This is a genomic window from Aestuariibaculum sp. M13 (assembly GCF_024723255.1).
Taxonomy (GTDB): Bacteria; Bacteroidota; Bacteroidia; order Flavobacteriales; family Flavobacteriaceae; genus Aestuariibaculum; species Aestuariibaculum lutulentum.
In genome coordinates, this window is sequence record NZ_JANIAC010000001.1 from 164,531 (window position 1) to 187,981 (window position 23,451).

At 32.5% G+C, this 23,451-nt stretch carries 19 protein-coding genes; 7 read left to right on the plus strand and 12 right to left on the minus strand.

The window, feature by feature from the left end; translation table 11 throughout:
• Positions 1–135 precede the first annotated feature (135 nt).
• From NO995_RS00680 to NO995_RS00695, 4 genes are all read right to left on the minus strand, one after another.
• Entirely contained in the window at positions 136–1,314 is a 1,179-nt protein-coding gene (locus NO995_RS00680; RefSeq protein ID WP_258225860.1) for a glycoside hydrolase family 88 protein, read from the minus strand.
• A 9-nt stretch (positions 1,315–1,323) separates the two neighbouring features.
• The gene (locus NO995_RS00685) at positions 1,324–2,655 is read right to left on the minus strand and encodes a BNR repeat-containing protein (RefSeq protein ID WP_258225861.1); all 1,332 of its coding nucleotides are present in this window, start codon (positions 2,653–2,655) and stop codon (positions 1,324–1,326) included.
• Between the two features lie 280 nt (positions 2,656–2,935).
• On the minus strand, positions 2,936–7,039 hold the full coding sequence (locus NO995_RS00690) for a two-component regulator propeller domain-containing protein (RefSeq protein ID WP_258225862.1): 4,104 nt from the start codon (positions 7,037–7,039) through the stop codon (positions 2,936–2,938).
• Positions 7,040–7,115: 76 nt separating this feature from the next.
• Complete coding sequence (locus NO995_RS00695) at positions 7,116–8,645, minus strand: glycoside hydrolase (protein ID WP_258225863.1); 1,530 nt, start codon at positions 8,643–8,645, stop codon at positions 7,116–7,118.
• A 356-nt stretch (positions 8,646–9,001) separates the two neighbouring features.
• Between NO995_RS00695 and NO995_RS00700 the strand changes: the two genes are divergently transcribed.
• Positions 9,002–9,601 carry a nitroreductase family protein gene (locus NO995_RS00700; protein WP_258225864.1) on the plus strand — a complete coding sequence of 200 codons (600 nt, stop codon included), beginning with the start codon at positions 9,002–9,004 and terminating at the stop codon, positions 9,599–9,601.
• Positions 9,602–9,953: 352 nt separating this feature from the next.
• Complete coding sequence (locus NO995_RS00705) at positions 9,954–10,910, plus strand: AraC family transcriptional regulator (RefSeq protein WP_258225865.1); 957 nt, start codon at positions 9,954–9,956, stop codon at positions 10,908–10,910.
• Between the two features lie 272 nt (positions 10,911–11,182).
• On the opposite strand, the gene NO995_RS17795 is transcribed toward NO995_RS00705, so the two are convergent.
• Positions 11,183–11,491, minus strand: coding sequence for a hypothetical protein (locus NO995_RS17795; protein ID WP_308813186.1), 309 nt, complete (start codon positions 11,489–11,491; stop codon positions 11,183–11,185).
• 45 nt (positions 11,492–11,536) lie between these two features.
• Here NO995_RS17795 and NO995_RS00715 point away from each other — a divergent pair, with 45 nt between their 5' ends.
• The 4 genes from NO995_RS00715 to NO995_RS00730 are packed head-to-tail and all read left to right on the plus strand — an operon-like array spanning position 11,537 to position 13,100.
• Positions 11,537–12,292 carry a hypothetical protein gene (locus NO995_RS00715; protein WP_258225866.1) on the plus strand — a complete coding sequence of 252 codons (756 nt, stop codon included), beginning with the start codon at positions 11,537–11,539 and terminating at the stop codon, positions 12,290–12,292.
• Between the two features lies 1 nt (position 12,293).
• Complete coding sequence (locus NO995_RS00720; RefSeq protein WP_258225867.1) at positions 12,294–12,689, plus strand: DUF5675 family protein; 396 nt, start codon at positions 12,294–12,296, stop codon at positions 12,687–12,689.
• 4 nt (positions 12,690–12,693) lie between these two features.
• Complete coding sequence (locus NO995_RS00725; RefSeq protein WP_258225868.1) at positions 12,694–12,906, plus strand: hypothetical protein; 213 nt, start codon at positions 12,694–12,696, stop codon at positions 12,904–12,906.
• A 5-nt stretch (positions 12,907–12,911) separates the two neighbouring features.
• Positions 12,912–13,100: a hypothetical protein gene (locus NO995_RS00730; RefSeq protein WP_258225869.1), complete on the plus strand. Its 189-nt coding sequence runs from the start codon at positions 12,912–12,914 to the stop codon at positions 13,098–13,100.
• 103 nt (positions 13,101–13,203) lie between these two features.
• Here NO995_RS00730 and NO995_RS00735 read toward each other — a convergent pair whose 3' ends face one another.
• Positions 13,204–13,620: a hypothetical protein gene (locus tag NO995_RS00735; RefSeq protein ID WP_258225870.1), complete on the minus strand. Its 417-nt coding sequence runs from the start codon at positions 13,618–13,620 to the stop codon at positions 13,204–13,206.
• Positions 13,621–13,653: 33 nt separating this feature from the next.
• The gene (locus tag NO995_RS00740; RefSeq protein ID WP_258225871.1) at positions 13,654–15,099 is read right to left on the minus strand and encodes a hypothetical protein; all 1,446 of its coding nucleotides are present in this window, start codon (positions 15,097–15,099) and stop codon (positions 13,654–13,656) included.
• Between the two features lie 135 nt (positions 15,100–15,234).
• Between NO995_RS00740 and NO995_RS00745 the strand changes: the two genes are divergently transcribed.
• On the plus strand, positions 15,235–16,530 hold the full coding sequence (locus tag NO995_RS00745; protein ID WP_258225872.1) for a hypothetical protein: 1,296 nt from the start codon (positions 15,235–15,237) through the stop codon (positions 16,528–16,530).
• 23 nt (positions 16,531–16,553) lie between these two features.
• On the opposite strand, the gene NO995_RS00750 is transcribed toward NO995_RS00745, so the two are convergent.
• From NO995_RS00750 to NO995_RS00770, 5 genes are all read right to left on the minus strand, one after another.
• Positions 16,554–17,351: a helix-turn-helix transcriptional regulator gene (locus tag NO995_RS00750; protein ID WP_258225873.1), complete on the minus strand. Its 798-nt coding sequence runs from the start codon at positions 17,349–17,351 to the stop codon at positions 16,554–16,556.
• 74 nt (positions 17,352–17,425) lie between these two features.
• Positions 17,426–18,895, minus strand: a complete 1,470-nt coding sequence (locus tag NO995_RS00755; RefSeq protein ID WP_258225874.1) for a hypothetical protein — start codon at positions 18,893–18,895, stop codon at positions 17,426–17,428.
• Positions 18,896–19,293: 398 nt separating this feature from the next.
• Entirely contained in the window at positions 19,294–19,851 is a 558-nt protein-coding gene (locus NO995_RS00760; RefSeq protein ID WP_258225875.1) for a hypothetical protein, read from the minus strand.
• Between the two features lie 155 nt (positions 19,852–20,006).
• Positions 20,007–20,858 (minus strand): alpha/beta fold hydrolase, encoded by an 852-nt coding sequence (locus NO995_RS00765; protein WP_258225876.1) that lies wholly within the window; start codon positions 20,856–20,858, stop codon positions 20,007–20,009.
• Between the two features lie 108 nt (positions 20,859–20,966).
• On the minus strand, positions 20,967–23,432 hold the full coding sequence (locus NO995_RS00770; RefSeq protein ID WP_258225877.1) for a KAP family NTPase: 2,466 nt from the start codon (positions 23,430–23,432) through the stop codon (positions 20,967–20,969).
• Between the last annotated feature and the right edge of the window lie 19 nt (positions 23,433–23,451).

The following is a 23,451-nucleotide window of genomic DNA, read 5'->3' on the forward strand; positions in this document are numbered from 1 at the left end:
ATCTGAACAATTAAAAACTTTAAATAAGGGGATAAATTGACTAAAAAGAGGGTAATAAATGTCCAAATGACAATTTATACCCTATACCTCAGACACAACAACAGATTCATAATCAATTTATTGACTTAAAAACCCCTAAATCCTGTGATATTTATACCTCATCATAGCCTCGATTAAATAGTAATCGCCATAACTAAGCGGAACATCTATTTCTGTTTTCTCCGGAATATGACCAACGCCATGCTTTAAAAGAAACCCTCCATTGGTATTGTCCTTTGCTATATATTCATCAGAGGTTAATGTAGTAATCATGGTTTTGGCTGCAGAATCGTATTTTTCTACCAGGTCGCCTTCTACATAATGTTTTAATTCTAAAAGTGCCGATGCCATAATAGCACCTGCTGATGAATCTCTTAAAGCATTAGGAATATCAGGCGCATTAAAATCCCAGTAAGGCACCATATCCTTTGGCATATTTGGATGATTTAGAATAAACCCTGCAATACCATTGGCCTGAGCCAGGTATTTTTTATCCTTTGTTTCTCTATACATTACCGTGTAACCATACAAACCCCAGGCCTGACCACGGGCCCAGGCAGAATCATCAGAATACCCTTGTGCCGTGCGCTTCTTCTTTACCGAACCATCATTTTTACTGTAATTTAACACGTGGTAAGAACTATAATCATTTCTGAAATGATTTTCTATTGTAGTATTTGCATGTGTCACAGCAATATTATAATACTTAGAATCTTTACTGTATTTAGAGGCCCAGAATAATAATTCTAAATTCATCATGTTGTCTATAATCACTAAATAGTCATCTTCTGAAGCATCCCAAGACTTAATACAGCCAACTGTATTATTAAACCTTGAAGCCAAGGATTTGGCGCTATTCATTAATATAGTTTTGTATTCTGGTGACGGATTTAAACGCTCAGCATTTCCAAAACTACAATACATCATAAATCCTAAATCATGTGTCGTAGTATTGTATTGTTCACGTTGTAAATCTGCCAAAACACGTTTTATTTCGTCTTGAAAAACCGGATTACTGGCGTTTTCATTTAAATACAATAACGATCCCGGATAAAACCCGCTACACCACCAACCAGAGCGACTGGTTTCTAACTTTTCCTGACTTACATGATATGTTTTTGGATATCTCCCCTCTGGCAAAACTTCCTTTAAATGCTCATATTGAGTTTCTGCAATTTTTAAAGTCTCATCAATTTTATTCATTAATGGATCTTCCTTTTTACACGAGTTAAAAGAACAGATAATCCCTATTACTATTAAAATCTTTTTAACCATTTTTTTTACCTATTTTTTACTCTTGATGAGCTTTTTTAAATTATTTACTTCTAACATTTTTACAGGAGTTGAATTTCTATCGGCAACGCCTTCTCCATCTATTTGTGTTACATTCTGAAAGAACACATGTAGTTTCCTTTTACTGTTCCATAAATTGATATCGTAATTCGGCTCCCATTGTCCGACTGAGGTTTCGCTCAAATCGACAACTTCCCACGACGTTTTATTTTCTAAATTCTGAGAATAAGTTAAAGACACTTTACTTCCTCTGGACGCTTCTCTAAAAAGCACAGCTACAAAATCATCCTTAATAAGAATATCTGGTCGCGAAATAGGAATGCTTTTAGTTCCTCCTCCCCCTAAAACAAAGGATTCTGTTCTAAATCCGGTATTTACTTTTTTCCAGCTATTATCTTTTAAATACACGATTTGATATTGTGGAATATCATCAACATTCCAATACGTTACGATATAAGGATTACCTTCATGATTTGCGGTAATTGAAGTTTGATTGATGAGATTACTATTTTGAGGAATTTCCCAAGCATACTCAGCTGATAACAAGGTAATAGGAAGATTATAAGCTTCTGAAGTAGACTTCTCCCAGGTTTTTCCTCCATCCAAAGAACGCGCATAACATAAATCATGGTTTGTCTCAACATCCCAGGTTTCACGCCAAACCCAAGACAAATGAATCACACCGTGACCATCTACCGCAACCTGCCAATAGGCACTGCGCTGATTTTCTCCATCTATAAGATTACTTTGTATTTGTGTCCATTTTTCAGACTGAATATCATAAGAATTAATAACCAAATTACCGCGTCCTGATTGTCCTGAACGGTAGAAAAACAATACATTCCCATTAGGTAAATTATAAAATTCAGGATAAGTAACTTTGTCTTCCTGTTTACCTGTCATTGGTAATTCTTCACTCAATTTTAAACTTAACGGAGCTTTACTCTTTGCATATCTGAGCTTGGTATCATGATGATCCCAACTAACATGTAAATACCCTTCACCATCAACCGCCAAACTAATATCATTATGTGCGTCTTTGGTGTTTCCTTGGTATTGGGTTTGAGCAATCTCCCAGTTTGAAGTATTAACTTTTCGTTTCCCCAACACCAAATAACTGTCTTGATTGTAATAGGCTACAAATTGATAACCCGAATGTGTAGTAATCGCATTTTTTCTGAATTTAACAGTATTTACCGAATTCTTACTCCAGCCTTCCCCGATATAACTATATGAAACGTTTTGAGCACAGGACGAAAAACACAACAAATAGCTTGTTGCTATAATGAGCAAGTTAAACTTCAGAAAAATGCTTCTTTTCATTTTAATAGTAAAATGTGAGTTTTAGTTTTGTTGATTTTCGCTTAATAAGTGTGCTAAACGCACTTATTAAAACAGGTAGTTCAAAATTGGACAAAAAACACCTTGCAATGCGGGTAAAAAATGGCTAAAACAGGGATACAAAACGTCCAAAACACAATAAAATCGAAAGATTCCCGCTTTTAAGTGTTCATTTAACTTTTAAGTAAAATTTGTAACAATTAAATTGAATATTCTATTTCAAATTGAAATGAACAAAAGTCAAATATGTGAAGAATGTTGTTTATTTATTTTTAGATAGATCCGAAGGTAATTTTTCAAACTGTTCCTTAAACAGTTTTCTAAAATACTTGACATTATTGAAACCAACTTCGTAAGATGCCTGAGCGATGGTATAGTTTCCGCTCTCTATTAACTCTGCGGCTTTATCTAACTTTACCTTTCTAATAAACTGATTAATATTTAAGCCTGTAACCGCTTTAAGTTTTCTAAACAACGACGTACGACTCATGCCCATATGTTGAGCAACATCCCAAACATCCATTTTTTCCTGATCGAGATTATTAAGCACGACTTGAGTTAATTTATTCAAAAAGCCTTTCTCCTGATCTAATAACGAATTCTTATCTTCTAATCCTTCCAGTTTAACTTCATCTTTATTTAAAAAATAATGGCGTAATTGCTTTCTAACGTCTAATAAATTTCGAATTCTGGCTTGTAGAATCTGGCCACTAAACGGTTTCACTATATAATCGTCTGCACCATACTTATATCCTTCCTGAATGCTTTCCGCATTACCTTTTGCGGTAAGTAATATAATTGGAATATGTGTGGTTTCGGTGGTCTCCTTCAATATGTTACAAAGCTCAATACCATTCATTTTAGGCATCATAACATCAGACACTATCAAATCCGGAATGTAACGTTTAGCCTTTTCAAGACCCTCTTCTCCATTATTGGCATAAATAAGATCGTATTTACCCTCCAGTAATCCATCTAAATACTTTAAAATATCAGGGTTATCATCGATTAGCAATACCAATTCCTTATTTTCAGTTACATTTAAATTAGCATTCGTTTTTGTTGTTTTGTCTAATTCTGTAAATGGCACCCAATCTTCAATTTCGTTATGTTCCTCTTTATCTGTCGTATTTGAAGTATCTAAAACCGCATTCACAAATAGAGATTTATCGCGAGGAATTATTACTGTAAAGGTACTTCCTTTTTTCTCCTCACTTTCAATTTGAATACTGCCCATGTGTAGTTCGGCAAAACTTTTAGAAAGCGCCAAGCCAATTCCAATACCCTGTTTACTCTTAACGGAATTTGACTGATAATACCTTTCAAAAACATGTTCTAATTCAGTTTTACTTATGCCATAACCTGTATCTCTAACCTTGATTTCAAAACTATCCTCATCATATACCAAAGACACATAAATTTCACCATTATCGGGAGTGTATTTAAAAGCATTTGATAACAGATTATTGAAAATAATATGGATTTTTTCCAGATCGAACCAAGCCAGTAAAGGTTCTTCCTGTAAATCGTAACTTAAAGCGATATTTCGTTTTTTAGCCAACGGAAAATAGTTATTAACCCACTGTTCTAAACAAGCATTTAAATTATGTTCTTCAATTCTTAATTTACTCAATCCTAAATTGGCTTTTCTAAATTCTAACAGCTTATTAATAGTTTGTAATAACTGCTTTGCGTTTTTTTGAATTAAGGTTAAACTGTTTTTGTGCTTTATAGATTTCACCTCGGAAATCAAATCTTCCAACGGTGCTAAAATTAACGTTAACGGTGTCTTAAGCTCATGAGAAAAGCTTGTAAAAAAGCGCATACGTTCTTCATTAAAATTATACTCTAACTGACGCTCTTTCTTTTCTATAGATAATGAATTGATAAGCTTTAAACGCTCGGCATAATACCTCATAAACCAATATATACCCAAAACTAAAACAACCAGATAACCAATATACGCCCAAGATGTTCGCCAAAATGGAGGAAGAACTTTTATTTTTATTTTTTTAAAAGTTTCATCGCCTGAACCAAACTTTGCTTTAACATTTAAAGTATAATCGCCGTAAGGTAAATTAATTAGGTTGACCTTTCCATATTGATTTGTACTAATCCAATGGTTGTGATAACCATCAACACGGTAATAATAATTCACATTTTTAGCAAACGGATATTTTAAAGCCACATAATCAATAGAAAAAAAGGTTTGATCCGGTTGCAAATAAATCTGATTTTCAAAAAGGATAGACTCATCTATAACTGCATCTTTTTCATTTTCAGAAACTTCTACCTTTTCATCCAAAACTTCCAGAGTTTTAAAAATAATAGGATAAGTCTCTCGCTTGCTATGAAGATTATCAGGATTAAAAATATTTAACCCTTTATCACCTCCAAGATATATCATACCCGAGGAAGTGAATAAACTCGACCCAATATTAAATTTCCCTTGCTGTACATTAGTATAGGTGTTTAAGTTATGAATAACATCGGTTAAAGCATTGTAATTACTGATCCCTTTATGGGTACCTAACCAAATATTCTCCTGATTTTCCATAACTATACTGGTAATTGTATTGTTACTTAAACCGTTTTTTTCAGTAAATCCTATGACTTCTCTTTTCTCTGGATTTAATCGTATTAACCCCTCATTTTGGGTTCCCGCCAGCACATCTCCACTCGGCAGAGCCAGTATACTATAAATCACATTACTTTTAAAATCTTGAATAGTGCTGGAATTATAAAATGTCATCGTGTTTTGGGTTGGTATATATTTTAAAATACCATCGCCATAGGTTGCCATCCAAAAATGACCTTTATCGTCTTCACTGATATCTCGAATATCAAGTTTTCCTAAAACATTTATAAACTTAAAGGCATCATTGATTTCATCATACATATATAAACCACCTCTATTGGTCCCTACCCATATCTGGTGCTTCCTATCTTCAAAAATTACCCGAACATCACTTCCTAAGGTTATATCTCCTTGCAAATAGTGCTTACAAATGCCTGTATCCGGATCCATTTTATTTAAACCACCCTGATAAGTTCCTACCCAAAGGCGTTTTTTAGAATCTTCTAATAATGAAATAATGTAGTTATTACTAATAGAATTAGGATTATTCGGGTCATGCCTAAAATATTTGAACTGCCGCGTTTCTGGATCAAACAAATCTAAACCAGCACCATCCGTTCCAATCCATATGCGTTTGTCTGAACGCTCTGCTAAAGCGCCAATACGATCATGACTAAGTCCTTCGCCTCCTGTTATTTTTCGCAATAATTTTATAGGTTCTCCTTGTGGATTTACATAGTTTAAACCTGTACTGGTTCCAATCCACATATTACCATCCTTATCCATTTTTAAGGCAGAAACCGTTCTGTTAAACACACTGGAACCATCATCGGCTGGCAAAAACCATTTTACCTGAAAATCTGTTTTTTGGTGTAAAAAATCAGATTTATTAATAATATTAAGTCCTCCGTTTCTAGTTCCAATCCATAACTGACCAGAATGATCTTCTTCAAAACAAAGAATGTTATCGTCACTAAGTCCTTTACCTTCTTTTAAAGACGTTCCCAGATGTAGGGTGTCTTTTTTATTAGTTATCACATGAAGTCCATTATTTGCACCAATCCATAAGTTACCTTCTTTATCATTAAATAATGACTCAATTAAAAAAGACTTCCCTTGCTCATTCCCTTGTAACGAGACACGAGTGACTTTATCGGTTTTTAGATTAATTTTATTCAATCCGCTGCCTGCTGTTCCAACCCATAGCAAAGAATCTCCTTGAAGCGCCATACTACTGGTATAATTTGAAGACAACGACGCTTCGTCATTTCCTTTATAACTGTAAACCTTTGTTTTTCTGTTTTTATCGAAAACCTGAATACCACGCTCTAAAACAGCTAAGTACACTTCTCCGTTGCTACCTAACTCTAACCGTGAAATATGCTTACCCAATAAACCTTTCTCTTCATTAATAATCTCAATTTTTTCTGTTTTAGCATCGTAAACATTCAGTCCTTCTGATGTTGTTATTAGTAATTTATGGTCTTTAAAAGCTTTTATTTCATTAATAAAATCGTCGCTCAAGCTTTGATTTCCGCGATCTTCATCTCTCTCAAAAACGGTAAACTGCGTCCCATCATATCTATTCAAACCTTCAGAAGTTCCAATCCAAATAAAGCCCAAAGAATCCTGAGCAATACTATTAATGCCATTGTTCGACAAGCCTAACTCTACATCAAGTAAATAAAAATACAACTCGTGTTCAATGGAATTAAACTGCTGCAAAGAGTTTTGAGCTGTACCCGTGGCAAAACACAAAAAGGTGATATAAAATAAAAAGTGTTTCATTAAAAAAACGCTGCTAAAATTAGGAATCCAGAGATTATTGCTACTAATTTATAATTAAAGATACTAAAACCAAATTTTAGGATTTATTCTTTTGAAGAATACAAGTCACCAAGGACCTTTGAGGTAATTGAATGTTATTTATTGTTTTTGAAGTCTTTATTTTTTTTAGATTAAAATCAACCTCTGTATTAGTTAAATACATTTCTGAAACTATATAACCTTTTGGCAATCCTGATAATTTAACCGTTTTATTCGTGTGAAGTTGATTCACAAAAACAATAACCAATTCATCATCTGACTTATACACCGAATGTAACACTTCTGAAATAGTTTCTTCATCTGATTTATTATCCACTCTGCGGGAAGCAATACGTTGCATTCCTGGTTTTATAAATCTGGAATAATGCCCTAATGCCCATAACATCTTCGATTCGTAAAAACGACCTCCATATTGATTCTTATCAATATATATCAAACCGTCCTTATAGTTATACGGACTTATGGCCAGCCACCAATGCCAGGCCGAAGCATTCGCAAACACTAAGTCTGAATGGATAACCTTAGCCACATATAATGCTGCATCAATACCCAAATCTCTGCCACCACCTTTTATTTCAGAATTATCTTCTAATACACAATATTCGGTCATCCAATATTCCAAATCTGTTTGGCTCAACTTATCATTTAAAGATTTTCTGGTATTCATCAAAGTTTTGGAATTCCAGGTTGTAAAATAACTGTGCCCGGCCACTTTCTTGGCTACCGATTTTAAATCACCAACATAGCCTTTACTTTTCATATCGAAAAAATAATTGATTTGATTTCCTCTATGAGGTTTATCTGCTGTAGTATATAAATAATTGATTTTCGCGGCTTCTGTAAGTTCTATTTGACTTGAAATGCGATTAGCTTCAAAAGAACTATCGATAGCTTTAATAGCCTGAAACATTTCTTCGTTAGTCCATGGCGAACCTTCTTGCTTACAACACTCCCACTCCCACTGCGGTTCGTTAAAAGGACTTATATAATCAAACATAACCCCTGTTTTATCATAAACTCCCTTTACAACTTCAGACAAGAAATCGGCATATGCTTTATAATTATACTCTAAAAGATTTGAACGCATACCGTTATCTGACCAGGCGCTTTGATTTTCGGTATAGAATACTGGAGGACTGTTAACAAAACCAATAAATGTCTTTACCCCAAATTGTTTAGCCGCTTTTAAAAACCACTGCTGCCCCTCCTGCTTATTAAAATTGAAAGTCCCATCTGCAGTAACAAAACATTCTGCTTGTCTCCATTCATCTCTAATTTTACCAATTTTAATTCCTTGTTCTGTACTTCCTGCTCCTATATTAAACCGCCATGCTGTTAACCCAATTCCTTCAGGACTTCCATCTTCCTTATTTTCTGTGCTAAACAGTAATTTTACTATCGCTTTTTTAGAGTCTTCAGGCCAATACTTGCCCACAAACTGAGTAGACCAGGCATCTGAAGCTCCGAAATTATGAATGGTTTGAAACTTAGTTTCAGGATGAATCCGTATTTCAATAACGTCCGTCGCTGAAGAACTTTTTTGAGCAAAAGATATAGTGACGCACAATAAGCAGTAAAAAGCAATTTGCTTTTTTGTCTTTAGAAAATAATTCAATTTAAACAGTCTTTTTAGTTGGTTCAAGGAGTTTCAAAGTTAATTATTATAACCCCTTTCGAGGGGTAAGTATTGTCTAAAGAAGGGTTATATTATGTTCCTAAACCAAATAATTGCTAAGGTTTTTTAATAATAATCATAAACACCAATTACTAGTATTAAATGTTTAGGAGTAATAAAAAAATGTCTTGGGGTAAAACTTAGTCAATCACCATTGTAGTTTTGAAGCTCCCCACATCTATTCTTATTTAGCCCTCAAAAAGTAGTATCTGAAATCAACTAAAAGCAAAGAATATCTAAATCAAAATATGAACCAACTGGAATTAAATCAAACACTGCAATCAAATTCAAAAAATGACAAATCTTTAACACCTGATGAAAAAATTGAAGAACTTAAACGCATTCTTCACCTGGCTCCTTCCTCAATGAATATGCAACCCTGGCAGTTTACTTTTGTTAAAAATAAAAGTGTTAAACATAAACTGGCATTATCTTCTCTTGATCATGCTGAAAATATTAATCAAGCCGATGTTTTAATCGTTTTTAGTGTTGTTGATAATTTAGATTCCTTTCAATTAGTCATCGAAAAAGAACTTCCTGAAGGCCTGCAAGAACTTTACAATAACATTAAAAACTTCACTTCGGAGTCTGATTTGAAAATTTGGTTTTCTAAACAAGTTTACATCGCATTTAGCATTGCTTTAGGCACAGCTGTTTCTCTGGGTTTGCATCCTACGCCTCTAGAAGATATTAAACCTGAGAAATACACTGAAATTTTAAACATGGTTGATTATAAACCAATTTTAACACTAGCTATAAATTTTGAAACCGAAAATGACTTTTTCGAATCTACAGACAAACCCAAAACGCGACGATGCATTGAAGATGTGATTATTAATATCGATTAAGCTCTTCATCATTTACTTGCGACCCAAGGTGATTAATAGCAAACACACCTTTCATTAATAATGTTTTAACCATTATTATTCTCAAATTTACCAAAACATCAAGCTTGTTATTTAAATCCTCCTAAGTCATTCTTTTGGAGGATTTTAAATTAAATAACACTCTAAATCCATTTCAAACAGTTTTCAAAAGCTTTAAAGATTAGCTGCTATCCTCTAATTTTTTATAAAAATTTATCTAAATTAGGATTCATCAACTAAGCCTGAATTCTGAAAAATATTTACTCATAATTTATTTATTTTAACAAAATTCAGCCTCTATTTTACTTAATTCTATTAATCGTTTTTTTCTCTCATGACGTTTAAAAAAATACAATTTCGGTTAACAACACCGAGTAAATGGTATACCCATATAAATAGTTTAGTTCCATCAACCATAAACGACACACAACTTTTATTAAACCCTGAATTTGGACAGGGAAAACTAAAATACCTTGAAGTTCAAAATGGTCTGTGGGCCCAGTCAACCAACGTAATATTAAACGAGGATTTGATTTTAGAAAGGCTCGCCAGCGATCATAATGATATGTATTTAATAAATTTTTACCTCTCTAAAGCGGAAATTAAACAAACCGTTAAAAAGAAAACTATAAGCCAGACCATTGAAAATGTAAATATGATATTTTACTCTTCAATGACTTCGTCGCAAACCTGTGTTCCTGCCAACGAAACTATCTTGATTTTTAATTTACTTCTTTCCAAAGAATGGTTATTTAAAAACGTTATTCCAGATTATGAGCATTTGAGCAGTTTTTTTAATACTAACCACCCTATTTGCCTTTCAGAAAATCTGGATTATAATTTAAAAAAACTCCTTAATCACATTAATTTTGATGAAAACAACAGACTGACATCGATTTCAGGGATATTACAAATTATAAACTATCTTTTTTTAAAGTTCGGAAAAAGAGAACTGGAATCAAGTAAAAACAATATCCACCCTGACGATTTAAATCAGTTATTAAAAATTCGTGAAATCTTAGACACCAATCCTCACAGAGAAATACAATTGGTAAATCTGTCTGAACAAGCCAGTATGAGCCTTTCTAAATTTAATCGCATTTTCAAACAAGTGTTTGGCACCACACCATATCAATACCATTTAAAACAGAAAATGGAAAAAGCGATGGAAACTTTACAGGAAAACAAACATTCGGTTTCCGAAACAGGGTTTTTAATGGGCTATTCTAATTTAAGTCAGTTTTCCAAGGCCTTTAAAAATCATTTTGGGATTTTACCAAGTGAAGTTTAATTCACTGGCTTTTGGTAGTCTATTTAAATAGAGAATATCATAAATTAAAAAAGCTCCACTATTTCTAGTGAAGCTTTTTTAGTGACCACGCCAGGATTCAAACCTATGACCTGTACTAGTGACTTCTAAAAGGATTAACCGTGTTTTAATTTTCAAGGTATCCTATTAGCAGACATATATTTTAAAATAGAATAGTATTTCTTAACTAACATTCTATTACAAAAATACTAATTCCATTTGATATTACATTGATACAAAACGTATTAAATAGACTATAAATATTCTAATACAATGCTTTCTTCAATACCGGTGTATTCTGAGAATTCCTGGACCGTGATAAACTGATGAGAGCTTTTGCCTAAGTAGGCTCTTATGTCATTAAGAAGTTTGCGGCCATAGCGCTCACTGCGGCCGGTGATGCGCTGAATGTCTTTCGGGTATATGCAAGCTCGTTCTACTTTCATTTTGGGGATTGTGACACTATATCCATACTTTATGAATACCTCATCTTTACTTAAAAGTACTAAAAAGGCATAAGTTATCCAATTCGGAATAAGTGACTTATGACATTTTTCAGCCATGACAAATATCGCTTGATTTGTTGAAAATCAAAAAAACGAATAATTATGGCTAGACAGACTGGTATTATTAAACTGAAAGGAACTATTGGTGATATTTCCTTTTACAAATCGAGTGACGGACACTTAGCACGAATTAAAGGTGGTCCGGATGCGAATAGAATTGCCAATGATCCAGCGTTCCAGAGAACACGTGAAAACGGTTCTGAATTTGGACGTGCAGGTAAAGGTGGTAAAGTGATTAGAAACGCCATTCGTGTGTTACTGCAGAATGCTAAAGACAAAAAGGTGGTTAGCCGATTAACCAAAACCTTAGTTGCAATTACTAAAACCGACCCGGTTAATGAGCGTGGTTCGAGAACCATCCAAGATGGAGATATGGGGTTATTGAGTAACTTTGAATTTAACACCAACGGAAAGTTAGGTGCTACCCTATTTGCTCCGTTTGATGTGGCTTTTGATCGTGTTACCGGTGATGCTTCTTTATCCCTTGCTCCTTTTGCACCAACGATTAGAATTGCGGCACCGGCTGGCGCCACGCATTTTAAAATTGTAACTGGTGCTGCCGAACTGGATTTCCCGAATGAAGCTTCGGTGTTTGAGAGTGACGAAACCGGTATTTTACCTTATGATGCTGCCGACACCGCTGCTATTGATTTAACAGTAACCGTTACACCTAACAGTTTACTTCCTGTGATTCAAGTTGTGGGTGTTGAGTTTTACCAAGAGGTAAACGGGCAAATGTACCCACTTAAAAATGGGGCTTACAATGCCTTAATGGTTGCGACTGTTGATACGGTGTAGTATGGATCTGGTGATACACAGAACTTATTTTGAGGAGGGCACCAACGGTGTCCTCTTTATTAATGGTTCTTTCTTTGGGTTTACCATTGAACTGCCCTGGCAGGATAACACTAAAAACCTATCTTGTATACCGGAAGGTATTTACGAAGTAAAACCGAGGTATTCTAAACGGTTTAAACACCATTTACAGTTAATTGATGTCCCGAACCGAAGTCTTATTTTACTGCATGGTGGTAATGATGCCAAACGTGATTTACGGGGTTGTATTGCTCCGGTAACGCAGTTAACCGGGCTTGGTAAAGGTTTACAATCTCAGCCCTTATTACAACAACTGGTTTCGCTTTGTTACCAAAGCCATGACCTCAACATTCCTGTTTTAATAACTATTAAATCTTAAACTTATGACCCTTATTGAACGCTATAAATCTCCAACTCCCAAATTCTTTAGAACCTTAAGAAACATAGGCATTGCTTTAGCAACTGCCGGAGGCGCTATTATTGCCGCTCCAGTGGCTTTACCTGGCATTGTTATAAGTATTGCGACCTATGTAAGTCTGGTCGGTACTGTCGCTACGGCTGTAAGCCAAGCAGTAGTTACCGATGAAACCAATTAATACCAATGAACTACCCTGAAGCACATACTAAATACTCTATTATAGGTGGCACCTTCTTTTCTGCTTTACCCAGTATTGGGACTGAAGATTTTTTAACTACTGGTGTAATGGCTATTTTTGGTGCTCTGGTTAGTTATTTTGCTTCTTTGGCAATAAAATATGTACATCGTTATATAAAAAATAAACGCCCGTAATTGGGCGTTAAGTTTTTATATGCTTTAGTAAAATAACATCTATACTAAGTACTAACATTAGTGATTAACTCCAGGTTTTTGTTGCAAGTCCAGTTTACTTCTTTTAATCATTATCACATCCAGAATAAGGTTCACCCCAACTAGTATCATCAAATTTTATTTTATTAATACTAAAATTCAGTTTATCAGAATTACTATCAACATAATAATATTGGGTAAATGTATCTCCTGCTTTAACAGTAAACCGCCCGTAATCAACTTTTGTTCCAATATTCCCTTTCACCTTAACATCCATAGAAACACTCTGCTTATATTTGTTTATAAAACGAATATACCATTTACCTGGATATTTATCCTTTTTAAATTGATATTGCATTAGTTTTAAACAGCTTGTTGTTTGTATAAAACTCCAATCATTTTGAACAATAATTTCACTTTTAATATTCTTATTAAAAGAAGTTAAAACAAAAACTAAAATGATGCTAATTATAAAATAAGAATTAGTAATATTAATTTTCATTACCACAAAGTATATAATGTGTATTCATCTTAATTAAAAAATAACAAAAGCTCCAAAATAAAGACCTCCAAGGTCATCAAATTCAGCATCTACTAATTCTTCACTATAACTATAAGAAATAGGATAACTGTAACCAATTTTAAAAAACCAAAGTCTGGCAGATATACCCAAGCTTATAAAGCTTCCTGAATATTGAGAATAATTATCATTAAAATCTTTATCAACACCTTCAAATTCAGAATAAAATGTATTTAATTCAAGGCCTATTCCATCTATCCTTTTATTTTTGTTTCTAGCCAAATCAAATTCAAACCCAAAACCTAATTCAAAAGCATCATACTCTTCATACAATACCGAATTATCAGTTAATAATCCACCATAAATACTCATGCCAAAATTGTCATTTATCATATATATTATTTCTGGACCATAACTATATACTTCTGCTAACTTAGCTATAAAACCGAGGCCAAAACGACTTTCTTCATCTTTACTTACATCTGCTATCATTAATCCTGCAACGGTTGCCATTCCGAGAGCTACCCCTGCTTTATGATTAGCATAATCCGGAGAATCTGGTTTTTGATTTGTGACATTTGTACTTTTTGAACTAGAATTCAAATTTTCTTTTTCCTGTGGATCGTTACTTCGTTGTGTAATTTCACTTGAATCTGAGTTAGATTCTTCTACAATTATAGTAGCTTTATTATTAGAATCTGTCCCTTCAGACTTTTCAGATTTTAAAATTTCATTCTCACCGTCAGTATTAAATTCATTTTCATTTTGTTTATCTTCTAAATTTCTACTTAACCAATCTTCTGTGTCTCGTATATAATCGTCATAATTTCCCTTAGTATCCAGGCGTTTTAATTCTTTAAATAAAACCAACCTTTCCTCCATATCAGCCTGATTTTTCTCTCCCAAAGATCTTATTTTGTCTTTTATACCATTTATTTCGTCCTCTTTTGCTTTTCTCTTATCCATTTCTGCAATAATACTTGAAAGATTATCATTACAATTCACATCCATATATTCACTCCAAAATGGATACTTTGCTTGAATCTCGCTACTAAAAACGATAGCCACACTTTCAATCAGAATACTTAAATCTTGTGAAGCATACTCAATTTCCCTTTTTTCAGAAGATCCAGCCCCTATCGCGGTTTTTCCTCCAATGCTACTGCCTAAAAAATATCTTGAAAAAGCAACATTAAAATCACTATTGTTCGTAATTGTTACACGATATGTATATTTCTTATCTTTAGTGTTTGATGCTTTTATTTCAACCAAAACATCTAAAAATTTAAAACAACTCTGTCCCTTAGTCCTTACATTAATAAAATCATTGACGTCGAAAACAGATTCTCCATCTACTAATGTTCGCCCAATACGAAATACTTCTATTGTTGTAGAATTTTGACTAAATGTATAACTAGAAATGATAAACAATAGACTTGTTAGAATAGATTTCAATTTCATAAGTTAAAAATTTATTGGTTGGTTACTTTTCAAAATAAAAACAATATATCACACCAATAAATACCCCTAAATAGGTATTTTCAAAAACAGCTTCCCTTTATAATTTTAACATGCTAATAATTAACATATTAAAAAATGAGAAATTTAAGAATCTATTTTATTGTGTGCCTTCTTTGCTTCACTTCCTGTGAGAAAGAAAATAATGAAGTGAAGTTTGACCAAGATTATGCTATAGCTTTTACCGGCAATACTGAATGGCCTCTTGTTGCAAACCATAAAAACGGAGAACATATTGGTATTAAAGTAAATGAACAAACTAATATAATAGAAGGGGTTACTTATGTATTTCAAGATTTGAAAGTTTATCTAGAACTGACACCTGAAGGTATTCCTATTTCCGGCTACGCAAATGATAACATATTACTATTTGAAAATTACAATGGTACCTCCATCGATATAGGGATTATTACTCCTAATGGAGAAACTCGTATTTTTAGAGACTTAGAAATTGAGCAAGATCAAATTTCACAAAGTAAATTATCATATAGTAAAAATCAAATCTCACAAAGTTTATTAATAAATAGCAATAATCAAGATTTAAGCAAAGCTCTTAGTGCAGCAAGTGTTGGGATTGGTATTTTTGCATGTGCCCTTAGTGCAACATCAATTATTCCTAGTTTGGGGCTCACTAGCTCTTTAGCTTTATTAACATGTGGAAGTGCTTTAACATCTACACTTGCGCTTATTTATGACCTAGATAAGGATTTAGACACTGGAGCGACAGGATTTGGCTTATACTCAAATAGTATAGGATGCGCAACCGCAGGAATAGGAGGAGCATCTGGTTTAGTTACCGGAGTTTCCTCTTGTATAGGTTTCTTTCTTGATATTGCTACTTTAATTGAAGATTCCTATGATAATCAATTAAATAAATATAATTCTGAATTTAACAGTACTCAAGCTTCATTAATAGATGGGATTGGTGCTGCATCATTAAAAAATTACATAAAAATTTTAAATACGGAAGAATATATACATTTTAATTTTAAATCAGCATTTAGGGACGAAATTGCTAATTGCAATACATCCTATGACTCAAATGACTATTATGTTTTTCAATTTGCCGCCATTGAAGGTCAAAATGATTCTGATAGCCAAATAGATATTATTTTAGTACAGCAAAATGAAATTATTGACGGCACTTATTCTACAGTAAAAGATACTGATCCCGGAATTATAAACACTTGTAACTGGTATGAGGTTTCTTTTGACATCCCTAGTCTTATTTATAACGATAGAACTGATCACATTTTACTCCCTGGTGTTATAGATATTTCTAGCAACAAAACACTTATTAAAATCTCGGGAGACCTAAGAAAATATGATGGTACTTTTGTAAGTAAAATTGAAGGACAAGTTGTTCTGGAATAGATATCCATTTAATGCTTATGATACTAAAAAATTACCCCAGCATTAATACACAAAGAAATTAATTCGGCTGTATTGTTGGAACCAACCTTTGCTAAGATATTTTTCCTATGTGTTTTAACTGTTTCTATTGAGATGCTTAAGATATCGGCTATAATTTTTGTACTATGTCCTTTGGCTAGGTAAAAGATAATTTCCTTTTCTCGCTTAGTAATTGATGAAATCCACTTATCCTTGCTTACATTATAACTCTTTAATGAAAAAATATCATGGTCTATACTTATATTATAATAAGACTGTCCGCCTCTTAAATGAATAAAGGAAACCGAATCTAAAACAGGAGATTTTAGATGGCTTATATCTGTATGAATACTTAGGACATGTTTTGGAAACATATCCTCAGTAAAACCTATAGCTACAGCCTGTAATACCATCGTTTTTAAGTTACCAGATAAAGATTGCGCCTTATATGTATAAATTGATTTATATAAAGGAATTTCTTTTAGAGATAAAAATTTAAAGAAAAAGTCTTTGACAGTTTTCTCCTTTTTCAGTACAAAATCCAAATCATTTTCTGAAACCGTTGCTAAAAGTTTATCTAAACTAACTTCATCACGATTTAATCCTACTATAGATTCAATACTAGATGATACATAATCAAAAGTTAAATCACTAAAATTTAGAATATAAAAGAAATTCTCTCCTAGACTGAAAAGTCCAGCCATCTGCTCAATAATGTTTGTTTTATCATAAGGATTATATTCCTTTACATACTTTGAATAATTTTCATTCCAAAAATTAATTATATCATTTTTACCCCCCATTTAGTATACTTTAATTAAAATTTTAAGTTGAAAAACCAAAATAGATGTTACTCTGATCTATTATTTAAATTAAGTTAGGCTTCTATTTTGCTCTTCTTTTTAGAATATATATTAAAAGGAATCCCTACTCTTATTCTACCTGTAAAGTCATCTGAAACTCTTGTATTATAAATGGCATTTGACCATCCTAAATCAATTCCAAAAGTTAATTTAGTTTCTCCATCTTTTTCCTTTCGGAATACAGGGCCAAAAAGCGTAGTAAAATTATTTTTGTAAAACGTACCATTTGGCTTATCAATCAGATAATTATGACCAATAGTTACATTAAATCCGAAATTCTTTTTTTCAGTAAAGAATATGGCGCCGTAAGCATTAAAAGCTCCTGTTTTAAAATTTTCTTTAACGTTAACAAAATCACCAATCACCTGATTGTCTTCATCCTGAAAAACAAACTCTTGGCTTTCATTCCGGATTATCTTTGGAGTTCCATTAATTAATACATTTTCTAAAAAAGAACTCGAAGTTGTTGATAACCCTATTTGATAAAACCATATCGTTTTATCTGCATTATGTGAATGATTAAAATTTAATGCTAATACCGACTTTAATTTATTTATATCTTTTGTTAAATCATATACATTACCAAATTCTTCTAATATACTTTCATCAACATTGCTTTCTGAAAATTTGTAGGTACTGTTACCCAAATTCAAATTGATGTCAAACCACATTAAACTATAACCATAGGTTAAGTCATTGGCTTTATCAAATGTGTATAGAATATCATTCTTTAAGTAATCTTCCATTTCCTTCTGCGATTTATGAGCATCTATATAGTCCTGAATCTTTTTCTCTTCTCTAATTAGGCTAGAATAGGCCTCTTCATATTTTTTCCCTTCAATGAGTTTTTTTATATCTGGAAATTGAACTAATAAACCTGAGTATTTACTTTGTATTAAACCACCATCTTTAATATCCAAAATATCCTTTTTAAGAGCATCAATAGTATCAATTGTTTGTTGAGTATATTTTTCTGTTTTGTATAGAGGTTCGCTAGCATTTATTTTACGTCTATCGTTAATTTCCTTAAACTTTTTCACCTCTTTTTTGCCTCCTTTAAAAAACACACTCGCGTTTCCTATTTTAAGTATTAATCCCAAATTAAAACTCACATTATTACTCCATGAACCTTCAGAATAAAATTCAAACACATTCTTACTACCTGATGCATTCGCTCCTATTCTAGTATAAAGAGGCGATAACTCTTTACCCAATCGTAAATTAGAACTTACTGAAACATTCGTTTTTTCTTCATTTTGTGAATATCCAAAAGCTGAAGAATTACTAACTAAATCGGAACCTGAAAATATCACATAATTAAAAGCCGTAGCAATATTTTCATTCAACAAAGTATCCTGAATAACATGATTTTTGATATTATATTCTTCTAAAAAGCTATTTAAAGTTGTGTTATAATCGGGTTTTTGTGCAATACAATTAATTGAAACAATAAGACTTAAGACTATAAATAAAAGAGCTTTCATATTGGCTGGCTTTAGGTTAACATACTATTCTTAACGGGAATACAACATTATTTGTGATATCGGATACAAAAAGTAGTCTTTTATGCATAAACACATAAAGAATTTTCGACAAAACACAAGAAACTTAGATTAAAATACTCATAACTAATACATTACAAACAACATAGAATCTATTAATCAATTATGTTTCAATAAAAATAATATGTAGAGGCTGGTATATATATATGCATCCCTTAAGGAATGAGAATTCCTTAAGTATTTCCAAATTCATGCTGAAGATTTTACTTAAAAAGTAAACGCCCATAAATCGGGCGTTTAACTTTTATACTTTAGATTACTTAACTTATTTAAAAACATAAAATTGAGATAGTTACAACAATTAACATTAAGAGACTAGACTAGTCCTTTTCATAGGATACGCTGTTAGCAATAGTTTCGTATGATTCGTTATACTTTTCAATAATATAAAAGATGTTTTTCGCACTTCCTTTGAGTTTGTCAAATTCTATTAATATTTGTGGGTTATCCTTTATTAAATCTCTAATTTGAGAATGTGCTTTTTTTCTAGATCCAAAACCACCAAAATCTGCTATTGTTATTTGTCCGTTGTCTTTAGATGTATAAAAAAACGCATTATCCACTAATTGATATACTTTTATTCTACCATTAATAATTTCTTTAATGAAGAACTTATCAAATACTGTTCTGATTGTACAATCTCCATCAAGCCCATCAATAGAACGTATAGTATTTACTTCTGAAGGGTTAATTAATAATTTGTTATCGTTTTCATCAATAAGTTTAAAAGTTACTATAGAGGGATTTAAGTAGTTTGTTCCCCTAATAACTTTGCCATAAATTGTATCATTACTGTTTGTGACTATGTATTCATTGTTTTGAGAATTTGCATTTATAAATAATGATAAAGTAATATACAGGGGAATATAAAATTTCATTAAAGCTTTTAGGATTTAAATATTATTGCCGAGTGTTGGTATAAGAATAGTGCGGTTTTGTGTCCGAGGATTTTCCGCAGGAAAATCAAAGATACCAAATGGGCACTAACTTTTGATTAAGGACTAAACTAAGTATTATTTTAATACGGCTATAGTTATTTTCTTTGTGTATAATCAAATTGTTCTGTTAAAAATCTATTTGCAATCTCATTAAATATTATAGGGTTATTCCTCGGAGCTCCATGATTTATCCCAGGCATAATACAAAGTTGTCCTTTAGGCAGATTATTAAAAATTTCAACTGCGTGTTCGTTTTTAATAATGTCTCTATCTCCAACCATTATCAAAACGGAAGCGGTTATTTTCTTTAAATCCGAGTGGCTTATATTCGGTTGATTGAGTAAAAGTCCATCGAGTTGTATTTCGAGATTCCAATCTTGGGAAGTATCTCCTTTAGCTAACATTTCTTTTGCCTGAGCCTGGTCTCTTCTAACTTTTTCTGGAGCCCAACTGTTTACTGCTGTGGTATCTGGCTTTAAGTTAGCTCCCATTGCAACTATTTTTTTAATTCTAGTTTTTCTACTAATACCCATTTTAAGTCCAATTATACCTCCATCACTCCATCCAAGAATATTAATGGAATCCAATTTTAGATGCCTAACTAAACCTTCCCAATCTTTTGTAATTTGTGAATAAGTCAACGAGTCCGTTTTTAATTCAGATTTCCCTTGTCCTCTGCTATCGGCAACAATAACTCTATATTTGCTTTTAAAATAGTCTATTTGATATTCCATAGACTTAATGTCAGCACCACAACCATGAATTAATAATAAAGGTTCTCCTTTACCATACTCTTCATAATATATTTTTGCTCCATTTATTTTAACAAACTTTCCAGCCGATTCATTACTTCCGTAAGGTATGTCAAAATTATTTTGAGCGTTTATAAAGCAAAATTTTAGTGTAAGAAGTAAGAGAATAATTTGGAACTTTGTTTGATATCTCATTTAGTAAGTTTTAATTGTAGCCAACGACGGTTGTCGTGCTAAGAAAAATAGGGCACAATTGTATTCTAGAAAAGCCCTACTTTTCTTAGCAAGTGTTATGTAGATTAATTAGTTCATACGTTCGATTATTTTATCGAGACGTTCTAAGTCTTTTTCAACTGATTCCTGAATTATCTTACCAATATCAAGCATTATAATATTGTCTGAGAAATTACTTTCAAATTTTTTGTCTTTTGCCGCTTCACTTATTAGGTAGTTTACAAATTCTTCAACTGTATCTTTTCGAGCCTTTAAATTTCTATTCCCGTGTTCATCTGAATCAGGAAAGACATGTGCTATTTTATTGTAGTAATCATCGTTATAGATTGGAGTGTCCTGAACAACAAGGTCTAAATAATAAAACCTTCCTAGTAATCGATTTAGATAATACACACCAACAGAAGTAATTGATATCATAGAAGTAGAATCAATTTCAACCTGTTCTTCAATATCTTCTGTATAATCGGATGTAGAAATTAACTTGCGATCAAATAATTCTTGTAATTCTTCTTCAACAATATCAATTGTGTAACCAGCTTTCAAGAATAAATCTGTAAGTTCCTTCACAGAAAAATATTCCTTTCTTTTTGATGAAGCGGATAGCCTTGAATTAAGATAGTTGAGTATGCGAATCTTTGTAAAATGATTTTTATTTGACTTACTCGGGTAGAATAAATTAACAACATTACTCTTGTTTGTCTCATAATAGTAGTTCGATTCAAGAGCAATGGATTTAAAAAACTCCCAAATAGGAATTCCTTCTCCATTGCCATAAGAAAAGGACATATATTCCGTGATTTTTGAGTGACCCGATAACAAAAAATTCTTAAATAATTCGAGACCTTCTCTAGTATTTGGATATGAAGTCTCTTCTAAAAAATCCATCACTTCATTGGTCTTTGAATTGAAAAGTGTGTCGTATAGATTTTTAAAAAGATGTTTCAAGTTTCCTTCTCGGAATTTTACAACTTTATTCGATGCTTGGAGATCCATTTCTTGAAATTCGAAATTGTCCATAACATATTTAATTCGTTTCTCAAGTACCTTTTTATAGGGTGGAGCTGTAATGTGGTATACCACCGATTGATATGCATTGAATGGAGGTTTATTTCTCCATTTGTAAAAATATCCTTCACGTAGTGATATTATCACCAGTGAATTTAAGTTCCTATTAATCCCATTACCCAATAAAAAGACTTCTTTTTGATCACTGTCATCTAATTGGTCGGCATTATCGAAAAGAACACATATTCGCTTATTGCACCTATGAAGAAGGTAATCTGTAATACTCTTTAAATGAATAATAGGGTCTTTTTGTTTCTCTTCAATCAATTGCGCAATGGCATTATTTAATTTACTTTCATCGCCATCGAAGATTGTCCAGGCACCTTCTTTTTTCTTTTTAATCGAATCACTATAAATAGTTTTAAGAATGTTAAACTTTGTCAAATTTAACTCTGGGTAGTTATTTTCCAGTTGTTCAATTATTGCATTATAAATAAACCTTGTATCCTTTATTGTTTGACTTGTATAAAGTCTGAAATCTAAATAAACTAAAGGTCGGTTTTTCTTATTCTTCTTATTTAGTAGAATATCTGAAAAGTACTTTATGAAGGTTGTTTTTCCTGCTCCAGCGGTGCCAATAAGAATGATTGGGTCAGGCAGATTCGACCCTGAATCGAAGATGTTCGATTTTAATTGAGACTGTGTCTCTCTTGTATTTTGTACTGGAACAATTCTAGTATCAAATGTTGGAGGGTCATCTGAGAAAATAGAACCAAGTTCGCTATTATATTTTTTTACATCCTCATTTTGAACATAACAGTACTTTAATATTTTTTGCCCTTCTAGGGATTCTGTGTTATAGATTTCTTCAAACACCTTATTTATTATAGGAATTAGGTGTTGACTTATTTGATTACGTACTAGCTCTTGGTTTCGTCTGCGAAGAGTATGATCCTTTACAATTGTTTTTCCTGTGTTCGACGTTTGAACAATTTTGATTTTCCCATATTTACTGACAGATTCACGAGAGATTAAGTCATAAAAAAGATCAAAATTCGTTTTTAAATCATTGAAATCTTTAAAGAAAACAGCCTTCTCTTCGAGCCAATCAAGTCCTTGAGTATTAACAAATCTACTGATGATAAATTGAGAACCATTAGTGATTACTCCGAATGAAAGTCCTTTTTGAAAGAGGTAATTTCTAACCTGATCAATTACATCCTTATTTCCTTGGTAGATAGACTTCAACTTAACTTCATTACCTGACTTGGGTAATTTGAATTCTACTAAGTTTTTCTTTGCCTCTACTACATATCTGAAATTTGCTGTACCTACTTCATAATCAAAGTAGCCTACTCGAACCCAGCCTTCTCTTTCAATGTCAAATTCAGTCCAACCTAAAACGGAAATTAAAATCTTGTCAAGAATTTTACTTCTAGTATCAGATTCTGTTAGATCGGAAGTCTTATAGCTCTGGTATTCGGTTTCAAATTCAAGTAGATTTTGATATCCTTTGTCGTATTCTGTCATATAGTGGGTTTAATTCTGC

Excerpts from the sequence above, each read along its gene's own strand:
- NO995_RS00700 (WP_258225864.1), top strand. The coding sequence starts at position 9,002 with ATGAACCAACTGGAATTAAATCAAACACTGCAATCAAATTCAAAAAAT.
- NO995_RS00755 (WP_258225874.1), bottom strand. The coding sequence starts at position 18,895 with ATGAAAGCTCTTTTATTTATAGTCTTAAGTCTTATTGTTTCAATTAAT.
- NO995_RS00745 (WP_258225872.1), top strand. The coding sequence starts at position 15,235 with ATGAGAAATTTAAGAATCTATTTTATTGTGTGCCTTCTTTGCTTCACT.
- NO995_RS00690 (WP_258225862.1), bottom strand. The coding sequence starts at position 7,039 with ATGAAACACTTTTTATTTTATATCACCTTTTTGTGTTTTGCCACGGGT.
- NO995_RS00730 (WP_258225869.1), top strand. The coding sequence starts at position 12,912 with ATGAACTACCCTGAAGCACATACTAAATACTCTATTATAGGTGGCACC.
- NO995_RS17795 (WP_308813186.1), bottom strand. The coding sequence starts at position 11,491 with ATGGCTGAAAAATGTCATAAGTCACTTATTCCGAATTGGATAACTTAT.
- NO995_RS00685 (WP_258225861.1), bottom strand. The coding sequence starts at position 2,655 with ATGAAAAGAAGCATTTTTCTGAAGTTTAACTTGCTCATTATAGCAACA.
- NO995_RS00720 (WP_258225867.1), top strand. The coding sequence starts at position 12,294 with ATGGATCTGGTGATACACAGAACTTATTTTGAGGAGGGCACCAACGGT.
- NO995_RS00770 (WP_258225877.1), bottom strand. The coding sequence starts at position 23,432 with ATGACAGAATACGACAAAGGATATCAAAATCTACTTGAATTTGAAACC.
- NO995_RS00740 (WP_258225871.1), bottom strand. The coding sequence starts at position 15,099 with ATGAAATTGAAATCTATTCTAACAAGTCTATTGTTTATCATTTCTAGT.
- NO995_RS00765 (WP_258225876.1), bottom strand. The coding sequence starts at position 20,858 with ATGAGATATCAAACAAAGTTCCAAATTATTCTCTTACTTCTTACACTA.
- NO995_RS00750 (WP_258225873.1), bottom strand. The coding sequence starts at position 17,351 with ATGGGGGGTAAAAATGATATAATTAATTTTTGGAATGAAAATTATTCA.
- NO995_RS00705 (WP_258225865.1), top strand. The coding sequence starts at position 9,954 with ATGACGTTTAAAAAAATACAATTTCGGTTAACAACACCGAGTAAATGG.
- NO995_RS00715 (WP_258225866.1), top strand. The coding sequence starts at position 11,537 with ATGGCTAGACAGACTGGTATTATTAAACTGAAAGGAACTATTGGTGAT.
- NO995_RS00760 (WP_258225875.1), bottom strand. The coding sequence starts at position 19,851 with ATGAAATTTTATATTCCCCTGTATATTACTTTATCATTATTTATAAAT.
- NO995_RS00725 (WP_258225868.1), top strand. The coding sequence starts at position 12,694 with ATGACCCTTATTGAACGCTATAAATCTCCAACTCCCAAATTCTTTAGA.
- NO995_RS00735 (WP_258225870.1), bottom strand. The coding sequence starts at position 13,620 with ATGAAAATTAATATTACTAATTCTTATTTTATAATTAGCATCATTTTA.
- NO995_RS00680 (WP_258225860.1), bottom strand. The coding sequence starts at position 1,314 with ATGGTTAAAAAGATTTTAATAGTAATAGGGATTATCTGTTCTTTTAAC.